The sequence below is a fragment of the Alteribacillus sp. HJP-4 genome, assembly GCF_042139015.1.
Taxonomy (GTDB): Bacteria; Bacillota; Bacilli; order Bacillales; family Marinococcaceae; genus JBHIKY01.
Genome location: NZ_JBHIKY010000018.1, coordinates 1 through 21,092, shown reverse-complemented (window position 1 = coordinate 21,092; position 21,092 = coordinate 1). Strand labels below are relative to the sequence as shown.

Below are 21,092 nucleotides of genomic sequence, written 5' to 3'. Positions count from 1 at the left end.
GAGTGGAGGTAAAATGAAGCTGTATGAGATAGAACAAACCCTTGCTGACGACAAGCTTATCGACATCAGGCAGGGGGTTGAGAAGGAGCTTTCAGAGTGTAAAGCACTTCATTCGCTCGAAAGAGGCAGCGAGGTCGCTATTACTGCGGGAAGCCGTGGGATTACGAACATAGACCAAATCACAAAGCATGTTGTGGAGTACGTAAAAAACCTTGGACTTATCCCCTTTCTTGTGCCCGCGATGGGAAGTCACGGCGGCGCTACTGCCCAAGGACAACGAGAGGTGCTCAAACACCTTCACATAACAGAAGAAGCGGTTGGGGCTGAAATCCGCTCATCAATGGAAGTCGAGCTTACCGGGCACACGGAGGAAGGGGTGCCTGTGTATATTGATAAGCATGCCTGCAGTGCAGGCGGCATTATTGTAGTAAACCGCGTGAAAGCACATACGGCCTTTAGAGGCAGTGTGGAAAGCGGTTTAAGTAAAATGGTTACAATCGGTCTTGGCAAAATTAAAGGAGCCACCTATGTTCACAGCCATGGCGCCGGCCAGATGGCGCAGAATATCACAGGTGTCTGCAGAACAGCTTTGGAAACCACGCCGATTTTATGCGGACTCGCCATCATTGAAAACGGCTACGAAGAAACGGCGGACATTCAGCTGGTGGAGCCTCAGCATTGGTTTGAGCGGGAAGCAGAACTTCTTGTAAAAGCAAAAGAGATGATGCCATCTCTGCCCGTCCATAATATCGATGTCCTGATCGTAGAAGAGATGGGAAAAATTTTCAGCGGCACTGGCATGGATCCAAATATTATCGGACGCTGGCGCATTGATGGAGTGGAAGAGCCGGAAGCGCCGTCGGTGAATAGAATTACCGTGCTGGACTTGGCCGAGCGGTCGTTTGGCAATGCGCAGGGAATTGGCCTTGCTGATTTTACGACACAGGCACTTATCGATAAAGTGGACAGAAATGCTACGTATACCAATGCGTTAACGAGTACGTATCTGAGAAGGGCGATGTTCCCGTTTATTTATGATACGGAAAAGCAATCGATTGAGACTGCTTTTCAGAGTCTTGGACCGGACGCTGAAGCAGAAAATGCAAGGTGTATCCAGATTCCCAACACGCTGCATCTGGAGAAAATGCTTGTATCCGCGCCGGTGCTCGATGAAATGGAGAGACAGGAAGTAACTTACCGCGTCCACGAGGAATCATCTCTATCTTTTGATGGGTCCGGCAGGTTAGTGAAGAGGCTGACTACGTAATAAGGAGGAAATCGAAGTGAGTTCTGATGAATTAAAGCTCGTTGTAAATCATGAAAAGCATGCCGCGCTGATGATCGATGACAGAGATAATACGGCCGTAGCGCTGCAGGATATCCCTGCCGGCAAGACCTGCATCGTCCGTAAGGGGCCAGAGGAATTTATGGTGACAGTTCATGAGAAAATTTCTTTTGGCCATAAACTAGCACTTGTTGATCTTAACAAAGACGAAGCAGTGTATAAATACGGGGAAATGATCGGTAGAATGATGACACCAGTTCATAAGGGGAATTGGATTCACAATCACAACATGTACTGTGAAAGGGGAATAAACAAATGAGTGATACCTTTATGGGCTATGTACGCAGTGACGGCAAAGTCGGCATCCGTAATTTAATTGCCATTATTCCATCAGTCTTCTGCTCGGGCAAGGTCGCAGAAAGAATCGCTTATCAAGTGCCGGGGTCTGTGTACTTCCGGCACCCAGTCGGCTGCAGTCAGGTCGGGGAGGACCTAGAAATAACGGCGAAGACATTAATTAATATTGGGAGAAACCCTAACTTTGCCGGGGTGGTGGTTGTCGGCCTGGGCTGTGAGCGCTTTTCCCCATATGAGCTTGCCGAGGGCATTTCTTCCTCCGAAAAGCTCCTCGAAACGGTGGTCATTCAAAAGGAAGGGGATTCCCTGAAAGCGATACAGCAGGGCACGAGAGCAGCAAGAGAAATGCAGCATAAGATCTCTGCGCAGCAGCGCGAAACAGTTCCAGTCAGTGAATTAACACTTGCTTTGAACTGCGGAGGCTCAGATACGACGTCCGGATTAATCGCCAACCCGGCTCTTGGGCTGGCCTCGGATCGACTTGTCGAAAATGGGGGATCCTCGCTGCTTGGAGAAATTACAGAACTGATCGGAACTGAAGATATTTTAGCTAGACGGGCGGTAAACACTGCGGTTCACGATGAAATTTTGGATGTTATTCAAAGAACCGAAGAAAAATTACTGCGTCAGACGGCAGCTTCAAGCAATGCCGACCGCAACCACCTTATTTCCAAAGGTAATTATGACGGCGGGCTTTCAAGTGTGGTGGAAAAATCACTCGGCAGTATGAAGAAAGCTGGAGAAGCTCCTTTTTCAGGGGTAATTTCTTATGGGGAAGAAAAAAAAGGAAATGGTTTGTTTTTGCTTGATTCCCCCGGCCATGACGGAGAAGTAGCGACGGCACAGGTGGCAGCAGGTGCCCAGCTGATTGCATTTCCGACGGGAAGAGGAACACCGACCGGCTTTCCAGGCGTTCCAGTATTGAAAATTACCGGCAATCCCAAAACGTACGAACGGATGACGGAAAATATTGATATTAATGCAGGGCGGGTAATGACTGGTGAAAGCACTCTCGAAGAAATGGGAGACACAATTTATAACGACGTTCTTGCTGTCGCTTCCGGCAGCCAGGTCAAATCAGAAATTCTTGGACATGATGAACTTTTCTGCATCACCCGAATTCCATAAAGGATGGTGACGTCTGTGAGTGAAAGAAACATTCTATATTTTGATGAAGCTTCCGGCAGCCTAAAGGAGCTGCTGCAAGAATTGAAGCCGTCTGCTGCGGAGCTGATCTTTTTTGCTGATTTAAAAGTATCAGACAAAGAAAGAGCGCTCGCAGAAGCTGATTTCTTTCTGGCAGCAACGGCGCCGGTAGGGCGCAAGGAAATTGAACAGGCATCTCAGCTCCGTCTCATCCAAAAAACGGGCACAGGCGTGGACAATATTGATCTGCAGGCAGCGAGGGACTTTGCAGTTCCGGTTGCCAATACACCAGGAGTAAATGCAGGAGCGGTGGCCGAACTGACCTTATCATTTATCTTAGCGCTTTATCGAAAACTTCCGGTCATCAACCGGGAAACAAAGGCGGGCAGCTGGCCGATGTGGAGGCACCGGACATCCTCTTTCGAACTGCAGGGTAAAACCCACGGCTTTATAGGATTTGGGAACGTCGGACGTAGGGTGGCTGAGCTCTCCAGCGCCTTCGGCACCAACATTATTTATTATGACGTCCTGCGTGTGCCGGATAAGGAAGAAGAAAGATTGAATGCTTCCTATGCTGCTCTTGAAAGTGTGCTTGAACAGGCAGACATCATCAGCATGCACATTCCACTTTTACAGGAAACAAAGCACTTAATCGGCGCCCCCGAGCTTCGGAGGATGAAAAACAATGCGCTGTTAATTAATGTCTCCAGAGGAGGTGTTGTTGACGAAAAGGCATTGTACGAGGCACTAACTGAAAAAGAAATTGCCGGGGCTGCCATTGATGTATGGGAAAACGAACCGGTGCGGGAAGATCACCCGCTCCTCGGACTGGATCAGGTGATTGCGAGCGCTCATATCGGAGCGGGCACCTACGATACACTGCGAAAAGTGTTAACAACCGCATTTGAAAATATCGAAAAAATGGCAATGGAAAAAGACGCTTCTTTTCTTATCTCATAAAACTCATAAATGAACTGAATCAATTTCATAATTATCTTTAAGTTTTAAAAATCGAATGATAGCGAATAAAATCAATTGAACATTCGCATTTATCTATCAAAGACTGAATTATGAAATTCATTTATGAACTATAAAAAAAGGATGTGGATACCATGAAGCTAGCAACCGTGGAAATTCAAGGAGAGCAGCTTGCCGCGATTGTTACCGAAAACGGAGTGACCCCGGTAAAAACTATCAATCAAAAAGAAAGCAAGAGCTGGGGAGAAGACCTATTCTCGATTCTGACAAATAACGAACTTGAAGATCTCAAAGCATGGCACGCGAAAAATGAGAAAGTCTGCCTGGAACAGAGCATCACCACTGATTATTCATTTTTGCCGTTATACAATCACCCCGGGAAAATCTGGGGCATCGGCTTAAATTACGTCGAGCACGCATCGGACCTCAGTGAAAAGGCGCCCAATACAGAGCCCGCCAGCTTTATGAAGCCCGATACAAGCATTATCGGCCCGGGAGACACTATCGAAATTCCGCCTCAGTCGGAGCGTACGACCGCAGAAGCAGAGCTGGGGGTTATTATAGGAAAAGAGTGCAAGAATGTTTCCGAGGAAGAAGCGCCGCATGTCATAGCTGGATTTACAACCATAATAGACATGACGGCTGAAGATATATTACAAAAAAATCCCCGCTACCTTACCCGTTCGAAAAGCTTTGACACCTTTTTCAGCTTCGGGCCGCATTTGGTGACAGCTGATGAAGTGGAGGATGTAAATCGGCTGGAGGTAGCGACAGTGATTAATGGGGAAGTGCATCGTAAAAACGTAGTTTCTAATATGACTTTTACGCCGTGGAATCTGGTATCCTTTCACTCAAAGGTAATGACCTTAAAGCCGGGGGACATTATTTCGACTGGGACACCGGGGGCGGTGCCAATTAAAGAGGGAGATACGGTAGAGTGTCATATTGACGACTTTGAAAAGCTAGTAAACAATGTAAGAGACTTAAAAAAATAGACAAAGGAGATGTGATCACTAATGGATCTAGAACTGGAAGGAAAGGTTGTCCTCGTGCTAGCAGCGAGCAAGGGCCTTGGCAGGGCAGCAGCTCTGCAATTTGCGGAGGAAGGCGCCCACGTCATGATTTCAAGCAGAAATGAAGATGATCTCGCCAGGACGCAGCAGGAAATTATTAAACAGACAAACAATGAAAATATCGCCTATGCTGCCTGTGATATTACAAAACCGGAGGATATCACACGTCTCGTTGACGCCGCCGTCTCAAAATTCGGCCCTATTGATGTGCTCGTAAACAATGCAGGCGGACCGCCGGCAGGAGGGTTTGAATCGTTCACTGATGAGCAGTGGGAACAGGCATTTCAATTAAATCTGCTGAGCTTTATCCGGGCGATCCGTGCCGTGCTGCCTTCCATGAAGGAAAAACAGCGCGGGCACATTATTAACTTCGCCTCCTCGTCCATTAAACAGAGCATTGATAACTTGATTTTATCGAATACGTTCCGCGCAGGGATCGTCGGGCTGTCTAAGAGCCTGTCACAGGAATTGGCATCAGATAATATTTTAATTAATACAATAGGACCAGGGAGAATTGCAACGGACCGGGTCGACGAGCTCGATGGAATCAAGGCCGAAAAAGCGAATACGAGCGTAGAAAATATTAAGAAGCAGGCAGAGTCCTCCATCCCGCTCGGCCGGTACGGCGAACCGGAAGAATTCGCAAAGCAGGCTGTATTTTTGTGCTCTGGTGCGAATACGTACGTTACAGGTCAATCATTTGTTGTTGACGGCGGCATGGTCAAAGCTCTATAACGAAATACTGCAGGGAGTGTAAATCGTCTCCTCTGCTTACGAAGCCATGCTGAATGTCAGCAATATCTCCTGGAAGGAAATTGCCTGAAGTTCCGGCTTTCCTTCGGCCGCTAGAAAGGAAGACTGCTTCCCCTTTTCTCTCCTGTGTACGGTAAAAGGAACGAAGCGGACGGACTCTGATGACGAGATGACCTTTCTAGAACACGCCTTCTCTTTTCCAATAAAACGTAAAGGAAGTGCGTATCCAATGATTAAGCCTTTAGAAAATGTAAAAATATTAGATCTCTCCAGAGTCCTCGCCGGCCCGCTCGGGTCTATGATCCTGGCCGATCTCGGAGCAGATGTTATCAGGGTGGAAGCTCCGGAAGGAAAAGATGACATTCGCCACTGGTGGCCGTTCATCGAAGACAGCAGCACTTATTATTTATCTGCCAACCGTAATAAAAAATCGATGACGATCAATCTGAAAAAACAAGCGGGCCGTGAGCTCTTTCTTGATTTCGTCAAGGATGCAGACGTCGTGATTGAAAATTTTAAAACAGGAACAATGGACCGGCTCGGCATCGGTTACGAAGAATTAAAAAAAGTGAACGATCAAATTATTCTCTGCTCGGTGACGGGCTACGGCCAGACCGGACCGCTGAAGGGGAACCCAGGGTATGACCCTGTTATTCAGGCGGTCGGCGGCTTAATGGATGTTACCGGGGAACCAGATGGGAATCCGACGAGAGTAGGGACTCCCGTTGTTGATATTATGGCTTCTCATTACGTCGGTATCAGTGTGCTCTCCTCGCTGATGCTTCGGGATAAACAACAGGTCGGACAGCATATTGATCTGTCCCTGCTCGACGTGCAGGTCGGCTCCCTTGCCAACATCGCAAGCAGCTACCTGATTAAAAACCATGTCTCCACCCGTGTGGGTAATGCGCATGGCAATATCACCCCGTATGAAACGTTTATGTGCATGGATAAACTAATCATGGTGGCTGCAGGGAATGACCGGATGTTTCAAAGTCTGTGCCAGGCAATGGAACGCCCTGAGTGGGCGGAATTGGAAGAATATAAGACAAATGGGCTCAGAATTCAGCACCGTCAGGAGCTGAGAGCTCTTCTTGAAGAGAGGTTCAAGGACAAAACGGCGTACGAGTGGGAATCGGTGCTGGTCGACCATAATGTGCCCTGCGGGGCAGTCAACAATGTGGAGCAGGTATTTGAGCATCCGCAGGTAAAAGCGAGAGAAATGGTGCAGGAATATGATCATCCCACACTTGGTCGTTTGAAAACTGTAAGAAGCCCGCTTCGTTTTTCTAGCTTCGAACCTGATGTTAAAGACGCCCCTCCTGAGCTTGGGCAGCATACAGAGGATATTCTCTCAGAGGAAAGGGGATTGTCAAAGCAGGAAATTGAGATGCTGAAGAAGAATGGAATTATTTAAGCTTCAGTTAAACGAAGAAAGATCAGGAGGACCGACAATATGGCGATTTATCACACTACTTTTATTGCGGGGCATGCCCGGCTTCCTCAAGGAATGGCGGCAAAAAGCGTTTTCGATTCTCTCACGATTACGACAGAAGTGGACGTGGAGCATGGAGTCATTCTTGTTGCCTCGTGCACCCTTGCAACGGACCATGGACGTGATTTTATTCATAATCTCTTAAAAGGCGTCTGTATTAAGGACGGCGTCGAGGAAGCGATTCAATTGATCGAGAAGCATTATAAAGGCAAGGCGACTAATGCTTTGATTGCCGCATTGAAGGACCTGTACAGGCAGTTTGAAGCCACCTGATGTTTGTAATAACGAGAGAGTAGAGTGAGGCGGGTGCTGCATCTGCCTCTTTTTTGATGCTCTTCCCATCGCAGAACGATACGAAAAACGGCGTTTGAGTTAACCTGATGTCCGTCAACGGTTCAAAAAGAGCAAATTATGAAGGAATAACGGAACTCATGTCCGCACACAGCACGAGCTATGATCAGAACGTGTTTGAATATCCAGCAGCGGGCACTTTATAAATTTCTACTTCAATTCTTTACCGGGAAAGTCAGCATGACCTTTAGGAAATTGATATAATGGAAGCACGATAGTTAAAGGAGGGCGGGAGAACGTTATGGCATCAGGAAATCGAATATTAAAAGAAGAAAAAGTATTCAAGGACCCCGTCCACCGTTACATACATATTCGGGATGAGTTGATCTGGGAGCTTGTCGGAACGAAGGAATTTCAGCGGCTCCGCCGGATCCGGCAGCTCGGCACGACATTTTTAACCTTTCATGGAGCAGAGCACACACGGTTTAATCATTCTCTCGGTGTATATGAAATCATGAGACGAATCATTGAAGTGTTTCAAGGAAGACCAAACTGGAATGAAGAGGAGCGCCTCCTTTGTTTAAGTGCGGCACTTCTGCATGATATAGGCCATGGTCCATTTTCACATTCCTTTGAAAAAGTGTTTCATACAGACCATGAATGGTGGACGAGAGAAATTATCGCAGGCGATACAGAAGTGAACCAGAAATTAAAGCGAGTGGGTGATGATTTCCCTCAAAAAGTGGCTGATGTCATCGAAAAGACGTACCAAAACAAGCTCGTTGTCAGCATGATATCGAGCCAAATTGACGCAGACCGCATGGATTATCTGCAGCGGGACGCCTTTTACACGGGGGTAAGCTATGGTCACTTTGATATGGAACGCATTCTTAGAGTGATGCGTCCGATGGAGGACCAGGCAGTCATAAAATACACCGGCATGCATGCGGTGGAGGACTATATTATGAGCCGCTACCAAATGTACTGGCAGGTATATTTTCACCCCGTCACACGAAGTGCGGAGGTCATTCTTAGTAAAATTCTGCACCGCGTGAAGGTGCTTCATCACAGGGGCTATGACTTCCGCCAGAAGCCGGGGCATTTTACAGGATTCTTTGAAGGGAACTTGTCACTGGAAGGCTATTTAGAGCTTGATGAATCTGTTACTTTGTATTATTTTCAAATGTGGCAGAAGGAAGAGGATGAGATTCTCCGTGATCTCTGCCAGCGCTTTATGAACCGGCGCCTGTTTAAATATGTTGAATTTGACCATAATTTTGTGATGAGGGAGTGGACACGTCTGCAGGAATTATTCCTCAAAGCAGAGATTGACCCGGATTATTATCTCGTGGTTGATTCTTCTTCCGATCTCCCGTATGATTTTTACCGGCCCGGGGAGGAAGAAGAGCGGATGCCGATCCATTTATTAATGCCGGAAGGAAAGCTGCGCGAGCTCTCAAGAGAGTCAGACGTGGTGGAGGCAATCTCCGGAAAAAAACGGACAGACCATAAACTGTATTTCCCGGCGGAGCTGCTTGAGACTCCCGGCCATGAAGAGGAAAAACAACAAATCAAGGACATATTGCTGCACCCGGAAGGGAAAACAGAAACAGAGCACCCGGATGGGTAGGACTGCTACATAATAAAGGAAAGATAGTTGCAGAAGGAGGGCTCGGTTTGCTGCCGGAACACACAAAGATTATGGTGCTGATGCACGGCGCCGGGGAAGTTATTGGACGAAAAAAACTGCAGAAAATGGTATATATCGGAAAGAAATTAAATCTTCCTTTTCAGGAAAAATACACGTTTCATATGTATGGTCCTTATTCTGAAGAGCTGACTCTTCGAGTAGAGGAGCTGTGCGGATTCGGGTTTGTGACCGAAGTAAAAGAAAAGAAAGCGGGTTACTATCAGTACCGTTATGAAGTTACCGAGAAGGGCCAGGAATTTCTGGACGCTTTTCCGAATGAGTGGCTCGACCACAGAGCGTCGGGAGTTATCGAACATCTTAATGGCCACAGCTCCAGGTTTTTAGAGCTGGTCTCTACTGTGCTGTATTTTGAAGACCTGCCGGAAGCACAAATGAAAGAAAAAGTGTTTGCGCTGAAAAAAAGCCAGAACTATTCTGAGGAAGATATGCAGGAAGCGCTCGATTTTATCAATTCTTTGAAGAACTTACAATAAGAACGTATGATAGAAACAGAAACTACAAAAAGGAGTAGATAGGTCATGGACCTTTTTGATAATAACAAGAAACGCAAGAGTGCCGGCTTTAATATTTTAAGCGGGGATTCGACTGATGGACATGGTGGTTACGGCGCCGGCACCCTCAGCCTTGATAATATGACACCGATTTTTGTCGACCCGGAAGAAAATGATGCTTTTATAGATATGGGCGCACTCCATGCCCGGTCCGAGGTTGAAAAAAGAGTGAAATTTCTCCCGAACAAGGAAGAGGTTCCGGAAGGAGCAAAGCTTTACTGGCTCGTCTGGGTGACAACGGACCACAACAGCGAGGGAAAGCCTTATTATGCCGGAGTCACTGCCTGCGAAATGACGGTGAACAAAGAAAAACGCCGCGGTTACAAGAGCCTGCCTGAGCATGTGAATAACATGGATAAATCGTTAAAGCGCAGACACGTCCTTGATAAAATGGATGACCCGTCAAAAAAGATACTTGCTGCGTTTCTGAAAGGATTCAATGAAGAAATGTGGAAAAACTCCGAGGAGAGCCTGCATAAAGCGTTACTGGCAGAATAAATATGCTGTGTAGAAAGTGCAGCGGCTGGGACAAAACCCGGTAGAAAACGAAGAACCAACAGGAAATTTACTGCTCGTATGTGTGGCAAAACTATGAACGATTTTTGAACATTGGATACACGTATTGTTCTTTTTCTCATTTATCAATACACTAGATATACACACATGCACAACTGAATTAGGACACCAAAATGCGCAAGGGACTGGACATCTCTTGCGCGTTTTGGTTATCCGCCGTCTGTCGGAAGAAGCTGGAGAAGCCGGCTGTTTTCTTCATACCTTTCCGACTTGCGCTGTGTGACATGGTAATTTCCCTCTATCCAGTCATCTAGCTGATCGTGGTAGGAGGCGCTTTGCACATGCCCGGACTGGCCGGGAGCCACCACATGTTCGCTTTTGGTGAGATCATTTAAATCCATTACCCCGCGCCAGCCGCCGCCGTGATAATTATCTCCTGTCAGAGAATCAAAACCGGCCGCCCGGACCGTGGCCCGGCTTCCGTCTGATGGAGCGGGCGCACTATTAAATAAATAATTCAGCGGCCACACAGAAGCGAGAGGATGAGCAAAGCTTGCCTGATGAAACGCCCCCCAGCTCCAGTCGTGCGGGTCATTTCCCTGCGCTTCCTCAATCTGGTCGACGGTACGCTGCAAGGATTCCAGAGCGACCTGTTCAAAGCCGCCGTTTTTCTCCATCCAGGGACCTGCTTCTCCGGCCGATGCGCGTCTGACAAGTTCGTCGACAGCAGCTTCTTCCCCTTCAAATAGATCTCGGACTTCTATCGGGATATCCTTTTCAAAAAGCACATCTGCGAGTCGTTTCATCCATAAATTAAATACGAGTGGGCCGGCCTCTGACCTGTCATCAAATAAATTCCAGGCGTCCAGCAGCTCCAGTGCTCTTCGGTCAAGTTCCCGCAGTCCGCCTGGTTTTTGCTGGACTGCTTTCTTTAACAGCGGCAGCATTTCCTTTGCATGAAGATTGCGGGTATCAAGCTGCAGGGCTTTCATATCTTCTGAAGTGAGCTGCTCTTTTTCTTCGAGAACCTCAAGAATTCGTTGATGACGGTAGGGCTGGGCCCACGTGTGGGATATGTGGTACGGATAATCATCCCCGCCGATTTTATTATTTGCAGTGGAAATCATACCGGACTCTGGGTTCTTGATAGTCGGCAGCTCATCCCAGGGAATATAGCCCTCCCACTCATATTCTCTAGACCAGCCTGGTACTGGTAAAAGGCTGTCCTCACCGCTTTCGCGGGTAGGAATCCAGCCGTTTGCCCGATAAGCGATTGTTCCGTTCCGGTCTGCAAATACAAAATTCTGCGCCGGTGCCTGAAAATATTCGAGCGCTTCTTTGAATTCCTCCCACGTAGAAGCCTTGTTAAAACGAAGAACCGCCTCGAGCTCCGTTGTCGGTTCATGAGCTGTCCATTTCAGCGATAACGCCTCATTTTCTTTTTTCTCCAGCGCGTATTCAGAAAATACCGGTCCGTTTCTTGTGAGGACAATTTCATGAGGCACCGGATCGCTGTCTGCTACCGGAATCTCCTCCTGGATAACTTCGCCCTTATACCATTCGCCCTCATACTCAAATTCGTAAGGATTCTCGGGATTGCGGCGCTCCATGTACAGCTGCTGCACATCCGGCCCGACGTTTGTGACTCCCCACGCTATGTCATCGTTATGCCCGACAATGATCCCTGGAACACCTGCAAAAATCACCCCGCTCACATTCATTGACGGGGAGATAAGCTGGCTTTCATACCAGATCGAGGGGGTATCAATCGCAAGATGCGGGTCATTGGCAAGCAGCGCTGCGCCGCTTCTAGTATGCTCTCCTGCCACCACCCAATTGTTGCTTCCGTTGTCTTCCTCAGTCACCACGGCAGAAGCGAAGCTTTTTTCAACGTTTACTTCATGTTCTTTAACTGATTCTAAAATAACCGGCCCATTTTCAGGATAAGAGGGAAACAGATCCCCGGCTTCGGCTGCCGTTGTATTTTGGACAAGCCACTGTCTGAAGGCCTGGCCTTCCCAATTACCGCCCAGATCAAATGCCATAAATTTTCCTATCGTCAGAGAGTCAAGCGGAGTCCACTGCTCCGGCTTATATCCGAGAATTCGAAATTCCACCGGGAGGGTACCCTCTGCAATGGCGTGGTCAATAAAGGCATTCACCCCGGCAGCATAAGCGTCAAGAGTTTCCAGCGATTCCTCCGAATAATCGGACAGCGAGGCTTCAGCGGCACGGCGCAGGCCGAACGTCCGAAAGTATTTATCATTATTGAGTGCTGCTTCCCCGACTGCTTCACTGAGCAGCCCGGAAGCCTGACGACGGCTTAAGTCCATTTGAAATAACCGGTCCTGGGCCGTTATATAACCCTGTGCAAAATAGAGATCATTATCATTCGTTGCTTCAATATGTGGCACGCCTCGTTCATCGCGGTGGACCGAGACAGAGCTCTGCAGACCGCTGAGTTCCATTGTCCCTTCCGTCTGCGGAAGCGGCTTCTGCAGCTGCAGAAAACCCCACACAGAAGCTGTGGCGGCTGCTGCTATAAAGATAAGAAATATAATGAGAATGATCCGCTTCCATGGTATATTTCGTTTTGGGCGCGGAGCTTTTGAAATTGGAGTATTGCTTGTCGACATGCTCATAATTGCGCTTCTGCCTCCCCCTCAGAAATGAAAGCGTTTTCCTATATTATATCGGAAGGAGCAGGGGAAAAGACACGTTTAGAAAAAAGAATTACAGTGCTTGCAGCCTTTTCCGGCAAGCCTGTAAATGTCAAAAAAGGCAGCGCTGTCTGACGAGAGGCCTGCTGCCTTTTTAATTTATCATTCCCACAGCCGTCAGGGGGAGACGAAAGGTGGTTAATGTTTCGAAGAACTTCTTATTCAAACCACTTCCGAAGCCGGTCAAAGAATTTTTCCTTCTGTTCGGGAAGATCTTCTTCCGATTCTTCCTGCGCTTGTCTCGCTTCTTCCTCTAATTCATCTGTACAGGATTTCACCGGCTCGGTGCCTTTTTCAAAAGCAATGGCACGTGATGGTCCGCATTCTTCAGAACCGAGCAGACCCGTTTCGGGATCAATGTCTAATTTTACAATGTCATCCGGCGGCGGCACAGCCATTTTCAGTTCATCCTGCAGACCTTCACTCATAAACTGCGACCAGATCCGCTTTGAAATCTGGCCTTCCTCGGCGTGGTTCATTTCGCGGTTATCATCGTAACCAACCCAGACCGCAGTAGAAAGCTGTGGAGCAAATCCTACCATCCAGCTGTCAAAATCTGTTGTGCCGCTTTTCCCGGCGAGCGGGCGATTGATTAAATGAGCAATCGATGCCCCGGTAACGGAGGTATAGCTGTCCATATTCACATCAAACATGCCTCTCATCATGTCTGCCATAACATACGCCTTCTGTTCGTCGAACACCTGCATCTTCTCAGGCTTCGTTTCCACGAGTACGTTGCCCTCGGAATCGGTTACTTTTTGAATAAAGCGCGGAGTCACAGCATTTCCCCCATTTGCAAACGGACTGTAAGCTGCAGCAAGATTCAGCATATTTACATTTTGAGTTCCCAGTGCGAGAGACGGAAGCGGGGAGAGCTTTCCCTGAATCCCTGCTTTTTTGGCTGCGTCGACCAGCGCATCCGGGCCGAGGAACAGATGCGTTTTCACGGCAAAAATATTATCAGAAACGGCGAGTGCTTCTGCCATCGTGATAAAATCATCGGCATAACGCTGTCCATAATTACCCGGCGCATACGTTTCACCATTCTCGCCGACCTCGAACTCGGTTTCTTCACTTTTAAATGAGGTGAGCGGTGTAAATCCTTTTTCCAGTGCCGCGTAATATAAAAACGGTTTAAAGGCAGAACCGGGTGGACGCGCTGCATCCGTGACGCGGTTATATGCACTTTCCTCATAGCTTTTCCCGCCGGCGAGCGCACGGACATCACCCGTGTTCGGGTCGAGAGAAACGAGAGCCCCCTGAAGTTCAGAGCCGTTTGGAATCTCAAGCTTGACACGCTTTTCGGCGATTCGTTGAAGCTTTGGATCAAGTGTTGTATAAATATGGAGGCCGCCACGGTCCACCACGCCTGGTTCAATGTCATACTCCTCTGCCAGAAGGCTTTCGACGTGATCCTGGAAATACGGACCGATCCGCTCATCCGCCAGCCTTCCAGGAGCAGCAAATGAGAGAGTTTCCTGTTCGGCAACTCTTCTTTCCTCCGAACTGATCGCTCCAGTAGTCTCCATGGAAGCCAGGACGATTTTCTGACGGTCCAGTGCCCGGTCCGGGTAGGAAAATGGTGAATAATAGGACGGGCCTTTCGGTACACCTGCCAGCAGTGCTGCCTCGGCAAGCGATAATCGGCCGGCCGATTTATCAAAATAAAGCCGTGACGCTGCTTCAATACCGTAGGCCCCGTGACCGTAATAGATCGTATTCAAATAGCCTTCTAAGATATCTTCTTTTTCGTAATGTGCCTCGAGCCGCAGTGCATAAAAAGCTTCTTCTAGTTTTCGGGACCAGGTTTTGTCATGAGATAAAAATAAGTTCCTTGCATATTGCTGCGAGATGGTACTCGCACCCTGGGCTTTTGACATGGACTGTAGATTGGCTGCGATGGCAGAAGCAATTCTGGGAAAATCAAAGCCATTATGCTTGTAAAATTCCCGGTCTTCAATGGCAAGCACGGCTTGTTCGACCTCCGGTGCCATATCCTCGAGCTCCACCCAGTAGCGTTTATTACCGTTTTGGTGTTCGCCGATAACACTGCCATCGGCCCCGTAATAAAGAGTCGACTGTTCGATCTGAACGGGCGGCGCTTCGAGAGCAAGCGCATAAAGAATAATAAGAATTGCACTAAATAAGCCTGCCACTCCCGTAAATAACGTCAGCCTGAACAGAATTCGCAGCAGACCTGGCCGGCGCGGGCGCTGATTTCTTCTCTGCAGAACTGTATCCATCGGATGATCCGCCTTCCTTCATTTTCGCTGATAATGGGTTTATCCTCCAGTTTCGGTTATTTTCACAGCTTTTAAACAGGGAGGAAAAAAATGATGTTGCATGAGTGATGCACAGGGGGTATAACAGATAGAGGATGTGTTAAGGAGGCAATTTGAATGGAATTATGGTTCACCGAAAAACAAACCGAACGCTTTGGTATTACAGCCAGGATCAAGCGGACGCTTCATACGGAAAAAACAGAATTTCAACAGTTAGATGTATTAGAAACCGAGGAGTTTGGCAATATGCTCGTCCTCGACGGCATGGTGATGACAACCGAGGTCGATGAATTTGTCTACCATGAAATGGTGGCGCACGTGCCGTTGTTTACTCATCCTGAGCCTATGGACGTGCTTGTGGTTGGGGGAGGAGATGGAGGGGTTATCCGCGAAATTATTAAACACCCGTCTGTTCGGAAAGCAACGCTCGTGGAAATTGACGGAAAGGTGATTGAATACTCGAAAAAATACCTGCCTGCCATCGCCGGGGCACTGGACGATCCCCGTGTTGACGTGAAGGTAGCTGATGGATTCATGCATATCGCAGAAAGCCGGGAGGCATACGACGTTATTCTGGTAGACTCTACGGAACCGGTCGGACCGGCAGTTAAATTATTTGAGAAGGGCTTTTACGAAGGAATTTCAAAAGCTCTGCGGGAAGACGGAATTTTCGTAGCGCAGACGGACAATCCGTGGTTTCAAAAGGAGCTGGTGCACCAGGTCTACCGGGATGTCAAAGAGATTTTTCCACTCACACGTCTCTATACTGCAAACATTCCCACCTATCCAAGCGGATTGTGGACGTTTACGATCGGCTCAAAAAAATATGATCCGCTGCAAGCAGACGCGGATCGGTTTCTTGAAATCAATACGAAATATTATACGCCGGAGCTTCATAAAGCATCATTTGCCCTGCCGCGTTTTCTCCGGGATGAATTATAGAAGGGGGAGTCAGAGTGTATTTTGATGAAGCCTATTCCGGTAAAGTATTTATCGGAAGCACAAGTACGTATGAAGAAAGTAAAGCAGTCCTTTACGGCATGCCGATGGACTGGACCGTGAGCTTTCGGCCGGGCTCCCGCTTCGGGCCGGGAAGGATCCGCGAATCCTCGCTTGTACTTGAGGAATACAGTCCATATATTGATAAGCATTTAGAGGATCTGCGCTATCATGATGCCGGGGATTTGTTGCTGCCGTTCGGCAACCCGCAGAAAAGCATTGATCGCATTGAAGAGACAGTAGAAAAATTTCTTCATGATGGTAAATTTCCGCTCGGCATGGGCGGTGAGCATTTAGTAAGCTGGCCGATTATCCGGGCCATGCACCGGAAATATTATGACCTTGCTGTTATTCATATTGATGCTCACACGGATCTGCGCACCGATTACGAAGGAGAACAGCTGTCGCATTCTACACCGATCCGCAAGGTATGTGAACTGATCGGGCCGGAGAATGTGTATTCCTTCGGAGTCCGCTCCGGTGAAAGAGCAGAATTTGAGTATGCACGAACGTCCGGGATGAGCTTTCATCCGTTTCATGTGGCGGTGCCGCTTAAGCAGAAGCTTCCTGCACTTGCAGAACGGCCGGTATATGTAACAATTGATATTGATGTTCTCGACCCTGCCCACGCTCCAGGCACTGGAACCGCAGAAGCAGGTGGCATCACATCCAAAGAGCTGCTGGAGGCAATCACCGCCGTATCGAAATCAAAAATCAATGTTGTCGGGGCTGATCTAGTCGAGGTCGCTCCTGTGTATGATCCCAGTGAACAAACCCAGATTGTAGCGGCAAAGTTTATACGAGAAATGCTGCTCGGATGGGTAAAATAAATTTGTGAAGAAGCCAGCCGGGGGAAAAGCTGACTTTAAGAATAATGGCGTATCCGAAGCAGCTTATTCCCAAAGCTGCAGCTTGGTTTTCAGCGTATCTTTCGAGACGAGCCCGCGCTGCATCGGCGGCGGACACTTCCGGTTATAATCGCGGATCATCTCATTAATCTCAACGATCCTCTGTGGAGAAACGTCATTTGATTTTAGAGCGTCCTTAATAGCCTGGTGTATCTGCCGCTGCAGCTTTACCCACACCGGCTTAAAGCCGGAATGTTGAATCGTGCGGTCGAGCACATCCCCCTGCAGCACATGCTCGGGAATTTTTTTGCCTTTGCCTTTCAACGGTTCGTTTTCTAATTTCTGCGCGTGCCCGCGCATGAAATCACCACGCCATTTTTCACGCATGGACCGGCACCTCCTCTGCCTTCTCATTTCTCCACCTCGGAGGTGCAATCCTTCTATAGGATTTGATTTACTTTGGTATACTAACGAAAATAGGATTTCATCAAAGGAGGAAATTGACAATGAGTACGAGTATTATATTGATCGTCGTCGTTATCGTCGTCCTGGCCGTTGTATTTATGCGCCGTTAAGCTGGTCACTTTTTATTCCAATGTGTGCTGTAGAAGGCTTTTCGGTATTCAGTAGGAGTCAACCCCTCATATTTTTTAAACAGCTTCATAAAATACTTTTCGTCGTATAGACCCACTACCCCGGCGATCTCTTTTATACTTTTATTGGTGCGGCTCAGCAGCTCCTTTGCTTTGGACATTTTTAATAAATTAATATACTCATTTAAATTCATACCTGTTTCGCGTTTAAACATCCGGGACAGGTAGTCTTTATTGTAATTGAACGTTTCTGCCACTTTTTGAACAGAAATTTTTTCAAAGGCGTGGATACGTGTCCACTCCATCATTTGAACAAGGTTGTAATCTACCTGCTTTTGATTTTTATCGTAAAAAAAATTTGTAATCGTTTGTTCGGACAGCTCGATTAATAGAGAGGTCAACAAATAATTTGCACTGAGGCGGGTATAGTAATTTGCATTATCAACATGCAATAGCTGGCGAAACAATATGTTCATTCTGTCCGGCTCTTGGATGGTCGAAAATGTCGGTATATAGACATCGGTATTAACCTTTCGCGACCCGGGAGATTTTCTCAGCGGTGAAATATCCTTAAACATCTGCACTTCATCAATATATTGTGCCTCGTCCGGGCCTATAAAATGAACCCAGAAAAATGAGAGATCTTCTTCACAATCCTTATAACCCTGGTGAACTTCCTCCGGACAAATGAGAAGCGCCTGCCCCGGTTTTACTTCATATTTTTCCTTTCCCTGCTGAATATACAGCGTCTTATTCACGCCAATTATTAACTCATAGCTGTCAATCTTCCGCTTGTCATGGCGGAAGGATTCATCGGACATAAATTGGCCGGCCGAGATAAATTCGATGGGCCTGGTCACGCTCGTTTTTAGAAACATACGCTCCTCCGTACTACAATGTCAAATAAAATAGGTCATTTTTTTGCATCTATTATTTCATTGTGACTACCGACAGAAAATATTACCGGTGATAAGATTTAATTACATTGTTCATCTCTACAAGAATTATAGCAGGAAATCCATTTAATAACGGGATATTATCAAAAAGGAGGGGAGGTTGTACTATGCTGTAAAATTAGTTCTCATAAGTTGTTAGTCATTTTTATCTACCTTATTAAAATAAATTTTTCGAAATTTGATGTACGTACAACTGAAAAATTGAAATGTAAAACAAGCTCCCTTATACAGCGGTATTTCGTCAATGGCTTATCTAGTGGAGCCGTAAAATAATACTTTGAGGAGAGATATAACAATGTCTAATATTATGAGCGACAAACTTCAAATGGAGCCTATCAGCTTGAAAAATGTAGTAGTGGAGGATGCGTTTTGGACCCCTTGGCAGAAGCTTGTGAAGGAATCCATCATACCGTACCAGTGGGATGCATTAAATGACCGCATACCAGGGGCAGAGCCTAGTGGAACGATTAGAAATTTTGAAATTGCGGCGGGGAGAAGAGAAGGCACACATTATGGAATGGTGTTTCAAGACAGTGATTTATATAAATGGATGGAAGCGGTCGCATTTTCGCTGCAGCTCGACCGGGATAGTACATGGGAACAAACGATGGATGAAGTAATTGACCTGCTTGCAGAAGCTCAAGAAGCCAATGGCTATTTGAATTCTTATTATACGGTCAAGGAACCTGACAATAAGTGGACCAATGTAAAGGATGATCATGAATTGTACTGTGCCGGCCATCTGTTCGAAGCAGCAGCGGCCTACTATGAAGCGACTGGAAAATCAAAGATTATGGATATATGCAGCCGTTTTGTTGATCATATTATCGAAGTATTCGGAAGGGAAGAAGGCAAGAAAAAAGGATATCCGGGTCATCCGGAAATTGAGCTGGCATTAATGAAGCTCTATCGGGCAACGGGAGAAAATAAATACGTCAGCCTCTGTCAATTCTTTATTGAAGAGCGCGGCCAGCAGCCTCCGCATTATTTTGATATAGAAAAAGAAAAACGCGGGGGAACGGATCGTTTTAATCTCAAAAATTACGATTATTTTCAAGCACATGCACCTATAAAGGAACAGACCACTCCCGAAGGACATGCGGTGCGTGCGGTTTACCTGTACAGCGGCATTGCTGATCTTGCTGCGCAGCAAAATGATGAACAACTTTTAAATGTAGCCAGAACCTTATGGAAAAATACGATAGATAAACGAATGTATATTACTGGCGGCATTGGCTCATCGGAATATCAGGAGAGGTTTACCGTTGATTATGATCTTCCAAATGATCGCGCGTATACCGAAACGTGTGCGGCCATATCTTTAATTTTCTGGGCACACCGCATGCTCCAGATAGACGGAGACCGGGAATATGCAGATATTATGGAGCTCGCTCTTTATAACGGGGCATTAAGCGGCATTTCATTAGACGGCCAAAGCTACTTTTACGTAAATTCATTAGAAGTATGGCCACATACGGCGAATCACCGTCATGATATGTCCAGTGTGAAAACAACAAGACAGCCCTGGTTCGGCTGCGCCTGCTGCCCGCCGAATATTGCACGGCTGCTTGCGTCATTAGGGCAGTATGTTTATTCAAAAAATGAATCGGAGATCTATGTGCATTTGTTTATGCAGGGAGAAACAGACGTGAAGATGAATGGAAATAACGTGAAGCTGCAGCAGCAGACCCAATATCCGTGGCAGGGGAATATAAATATAACCGTACAACCGCAGAAATCTGAGGAATTTGCAATAGCTGTGCGGATACCGGGCTGGTGCCAAAATGCTTCTATCACCGTTAACGGAGAGAAAGTCCAAGTGAACCAGGAGGGAGGCTATGCAAAATTCCTACGCACGTGGAAAAAAGGTGATGAGATTAACATCGAGCTTGATATGCCTGTGGAGGTGGTGCGTTCTCATCCAGAAGTACGGGAGAATGCAGGAAAAGTAGCCTTAAAGCGTGGCCCGGTGGTATATTGTCTCGAAGAAAAAGACAATGGCTCAAATCTGCAGGACATTGAAATTAATGAAAAAAAGCAGCTCGAACCAACGTTTGAGCCGCATCTGCTGAATGGGGTAGTGACCATTCAAGGAAAAGGCACCATAACGGATCGCGCTTCCTTATCCGGAAGTTTATATACTACCAGTACCTTTGAACGCACTTCTAAAGACATTAAGGCAGTTCCGTATTATGCCTGGAGCAATCGTGGAGAAGGAGAAATGATTGTCTGGATAAGAAATTAAATAGATAAAGGCGGCAGCTTTCCGCGGGTGTCTCGGCACGGAAATCGGGTTGATCATCCCTTCGCAAACTCGCTTTCACTCTTATTCAAAAAATATAAGAAAAGCTAAGGGGGCTGTAGCAAAAGCCCCTTTTTATAGAAAAAGTAGTATCCTAAATAGAAGATATCAGGGGACAAGTCCGAAGACTCCAGTGGGAAGAGCAGCGAGGCTGCTGAAAAAGTACCCGATAAAATACGATTTTTGGCTAGAAAACAAAATTGTTTTCTAGTCTTTTTCATGTGTGAGATATAATA

Annotated in this window: 19 protein-coding genes; 14 read left to right on the top strand and 5 right to left on the bottom strand. The window is 47.0% G+C overall.

Annotated elements, in window-relative coordinates:
* Nucleotides 1-13 precede the first annotated feature (13 nt).
* The 11 genes from ACE4RR_RS15385 to ACE4RR_RS15335 all read left to right on the top strand — a co-directional run bounded on the left by ACE4RR_RS15385 (nucleotide 14) and on the right by ACE4RR_RS15335 (nucleotide 10,138).
* On the top strand, nucleotides 14-1,267 hold the full coding sequence (locus tag ACE4RR_RS15385) for a nickel pincer cofactor-dependent isomerase, group 22 (RefSeq protein WP_375536323.1): 1,254 nt from the start codon (nucleotides 14-16) through the stop codon (nucleotides 1,265-1,267).
* 16 nt (nucleotides 1,268-1,283) lie between these two features.
* Nucleotides 1,284-1,604, top strand: a complete 321-nt coding sequence (locus tag ACE4RR_RS15380) for a UxaA family hydrolase (protein ID WP_375536322.1) — start codon at nucleotides 1,284-1,286, stop codon at nucleotides 1,602-1,604.
* Complete coding sequence (locus ACE4RR_RS15375; protein ID WP_375536321.1) at nucleotides 1,601-2,770, top strand: UxaA family hydrolase; 1,170 nt, start codon at nucleotides 1,601-1,603, stop codon at nucleotides 2,768-2,770. The genes ACE4RR_RS15380 and ACE4RR_RS15375 overlap by 4 nt, the downstream gene beginning before the upstream one ends.
* Before the next feature lie 15 nt (nucleotides 2,771-2,785).
* Nucleotides 2,786-3,748, top strand: a complete 963-nt coding sequence (locus ACE4RR_RS15370; protein ID WP_375536320.1) for a 2-hydroxyacid dehydrogenase — start codon at nucleotides 2,786-2,788, stop codon at nucleotides 3,746-3,748.
* A gap of 152 nt (nucleotides 3,749-3,900) precedes the next feature.
* Complete coding sequence (locus ACE4RR_RS15365) at nucleotides 3,901-4,761, top strand: fumarylacetoacetate hydrolase family protein (protein WP_375536319.1); 861 nt, start codon at nucleotides 3,901-3,903, stop codon at nucleotides 4,759-4,761.
* A gap of 21 nt (nucleotides 4,762-4,782) precedes the next feature.
* Nucleotides 4,783-5,574 carry an SDR family oxidoreductase gene (locus ACE4RR_RS15360; RefSeq protein ID WP_375536318.1) on the top strand — a complete coding sequence of 264 codons (792 nt, stop codon included), beginning with the start codon at nucleotides 4,783-4,785 and terminating at the stop codon, nucleotides 5,572-5,574.
* Between the two features lie 247 nt (nucleotides 5,575-5,821).
* Nucleotides 5,822-7,009: a CaiB/BaiF CoA transferase family protein gene (locus ACE4RR_RS15355; protein ID WP_375536317.1), complete on the top strand. Its 1,188-nt coding sequence runs from the start codon at nucleotides 5,822-5,824 to the stop codon at nucleotides 7,007-7,009.
* A gap of 39 nt (nucleotides 7,010-7,048) precedes the next feature.
* Nucleotides 7,049-7,360: a DUF3870 domain-containing protein gene (locus tag ACE4RR_RS15350; RefSeq protein WP_375536316.1), complete on the top strand. Its 312-nt coding sequence runs from the start codon at nucleotides 7,049-7,051 to the stop codon at nucleotides 7,358-7,360.
* A gap of 319 nt (nucleotides 7,361-7,679) precedes the next feature.
* On the top strand, nucleotides 7,680-9,008 hold the full coding sequence (locus ACE4RR_RS15345) for an HD domain-containing protein (RefSeq protein WP_375536315.1): 1,329 nt from the start codon (nucleotides 7,680-7,682) through the stop codon (nucleotides 9,006-9,008).
* A 47-nt stretch (nucleotides 9,009-9,055) separates the two neighbouring features.
* A complete protein-coding gene (locus ACE4RR_RS15340) occupies nucleotides 9,056-9,562 on the top strand; it encodes a YwgA family protein (RefSeq protein WP_375536314.1) in 507 nt (168 codons plus the stop codon).
* A gap of 45 nt (nucleotides 9,563-9,607) precedes the next feature.
* Entirely contained in the window at nucleotides 9,608-10,138 is a 531-nt protein-coding gene (locus ACE4RR_RS15335) for a YwhD family protein (protein WP_375536313.1), read from the top strand.
* A gap of 227 nt (nucleotides 10,139-10,365) precedes the next feature.
* Here ACE4RR_RS15335 and ACE4RR_RS15330 read toward each other — a convergent pair whose 3' ends face one another.
* The gene (locus tag ACE4RR_RS15330) at nucleotides 10,366-12,792 is read right to left on the bottom strand and encodes a penicillin acylase family protein (protein WP_375536369.1); all 2,427 of its coding nucleotides are present in this window, start codon (nucleotides 12,790-12,792) and stop codon (nucleotides 10,366-10,368) included.
* Between the two features lie 242 nt (nucleotides 12,793-13,034).
* Entirely contained in the window at nucleotides 13,035-15,119 is a 2,085-nt protein-coding gene (locus ACE4RR_RS15325; protein WP_375536312.1) for a transglycosylase domain-containing protein, read from the bottom strand.
* Nucleotides 15,120-15,275: 156 nt separating this feature from the next.
* On the opposite strand from ACE4RR_RS15325, the gene speE reads away from it, so the two are divergent.
* Both speE and speB read left to right on the top strand, forming a co-directional pair.
* Nucleotides 15,276-16,100: a spermidine synthase gene (gene speE, locus ACE4RR_RS15320; protein ID WP_375536311.1), complete on the top strand. Its 825-nt coding sequence runs from the start codon at nucleotides 15,276-15,278 to the stop codon at nucleotides 16,098-16,100.
* Nucleotides 16,101-16,114: 14 nt separating this feature from the next.
* Nucleotides 16,115-16,987: an agmatinase gene (speB, locus tag ACE4RR_RS15315; RefSeq protein ID WP_375536310.1), complete on the top strand. Its 873-nt coding sequence runs from the start codon at nucleotides 16,115-16,117 to the stop codon at nucleotides 16,985-16,987.
* Between the two features lie 63 nt (nucleotides 16,988-17,050).
* Here the strand turns inward: speB and ACE4RR_RS15310 are convergent, their stop codons facing one another.
* Both ACE4RR_RS15310 and ACE4RR_RS15305 read right to left on the bottom strand, forming a co-directional pair.
* Nucleotides 17,051-17,392, bottom strand: a complete 342-nt coding sequence (locus ACE4RR_RS15310; protein WP_375536309.1) for a hypothetical protein — start codon at nucleotides 17,390-17,392, stop codon at nucleotides 17,051-17,053.
* Nucleotides 17,393-17,585: 193 nt separating this feature from the next.
* Nucleotides 17,586-18,476 carry an AraC family transcriptional regulator gene (locus tag ACE4RR_RS15305; RefSeq protein WP_375536308.1) on the bottom strand — a complete coding sequence of 297 codons (891 nt, stop codon included), beginning with the start codon at nucleotides 18,474-18,476 and terminating at the stop codon, nucleotides 17,586-17,588.
* A gap of 373 nt (nucleotides 18,477-18,849) precedes the next feature.
* On the opposite strand from ACE4RR_RS15305, the gene ACE4RR_RS15300 reads away from it, so the two are divergent.
* On the top strand, nucleotides 18,850-20,799 hold the full coding sequence (locus ACE4RR_RS15300) for a glycoside hydrolase family 127 protein (RefSeq protein ID WP_375536307.1): 1,950 nt from the start codon (nucleotides 18,850-18,852) through the stop codon (nucleotides 20,797-20,799).
* Nucleotides 20,800-20,903: 104 nt separating this feature from the next.
* Here the strand turns inward: ACE4RR_RS15300 and ACE4RR_RS15295 are convergent.
* The coding region (locus ACE4RR_RS15295; RefSeq protein ID WP_375536306.1) for a hypothetical protein at nucleotides 20,904-21,092 on the bottom strand (189 nt) is incomplete at its 5' end.

Coding starts and splice junctions, on each gene's coding strand:
- ACE4RR_RS15385 (WP_375536323.1), top strand. CDS start 14: ATGAAGCTGTATGAGATAGAACAAACCCTTGCTGACGACAAGCTTATC.
- ACE4RR_RS15375 (WP_375536321.1), top strand. CDS start 1,601: ATGAGTGATACCTTTATGGGCTATGTACGCAGTGACGGCAAAGTCGGC.
- ACE4RR_RS15365 (WP_375536319.1), top strand. CDS start 3,901: ATGAAGCTAGCAACCGTGGAAATTCAAGGAGAGCAGCTTGCCGCGATT.
- ACE4RR_RS15360 (WP_375536318.1), top strand. CDS start 4,783: ATGGATCTAGAACTGGAAGGAAAGGTTGTCCTCGTGCTAGCAGCGAGC.
- ACE4RR_RS15355 (WP_375536317.1), top strand. CDS start 5,822: ATGATTAAGCCTTTAGAAAATGTAAAAATATTAGATCTCTCCAGAGTC.
- ACE4RR_RS15350 (WP_375536316.1), top strand. CDS start 7,049: ATGGCGATTTATCACACTACTTTTATTGCGGGGCATGCCCGGCTTCCT.
- ACE4RR_RS15345 (WP_375536315.1), top strand. CDS start 7,680: ATGGCATCAGGAAATCGAATATTAAAAGAAGAAAAAGTATTCAAGGAC.
- ACE4RR_RS15335 (WP_375536313.1), top strand. CDS start 9,608: ATGGACCTTTTTGATAATAACAAGAAACGCAAGAGTGCCGGCTTTAAT.
- ACE4RR_RS15330 (WP_375536369.1), bottom strand. CDS start 12,792: ATGTCGACAAGCAATACTCCAATTTCAAAAGCTCCGCGCCCAAAACGA.
- ACE4RR_RS15325 (WP_375536312.1), bottom strand. CDS start 15,119: ATGGATACAGTTCTGCAGAGAAGAAATCAGCGCCCGCGCCGGCCAGGT.
- speE (WP_375536311.1), top strand. CDS start 15,276: ATGGAATTATGGTTCACCGAAAAACAAACCGAACGCTTTGGTATTACA.
- ACE4RR_RS15310 (WP_375536309.1), bottom strand. CDS start 17,392: ATGCGTGAAAAATGGCGTGGTGATTTCATGCGCGGGCACGCGCAGAAA.
- ACE4RR_RS15305 (WP_375536308.1), bottom strand. CDS start 18,476: ATGTTTCTAAAAACGAGCGTGACCAGGCCCATCGAATTTATCTCGGCC.
- ACE4RR_RS15300 (WP_375536307.1), top strand. CDS start 18,850: ATGTCTAATATTATGAGCGACAAACTTCAAATGGAGCCTATCAGCTTG.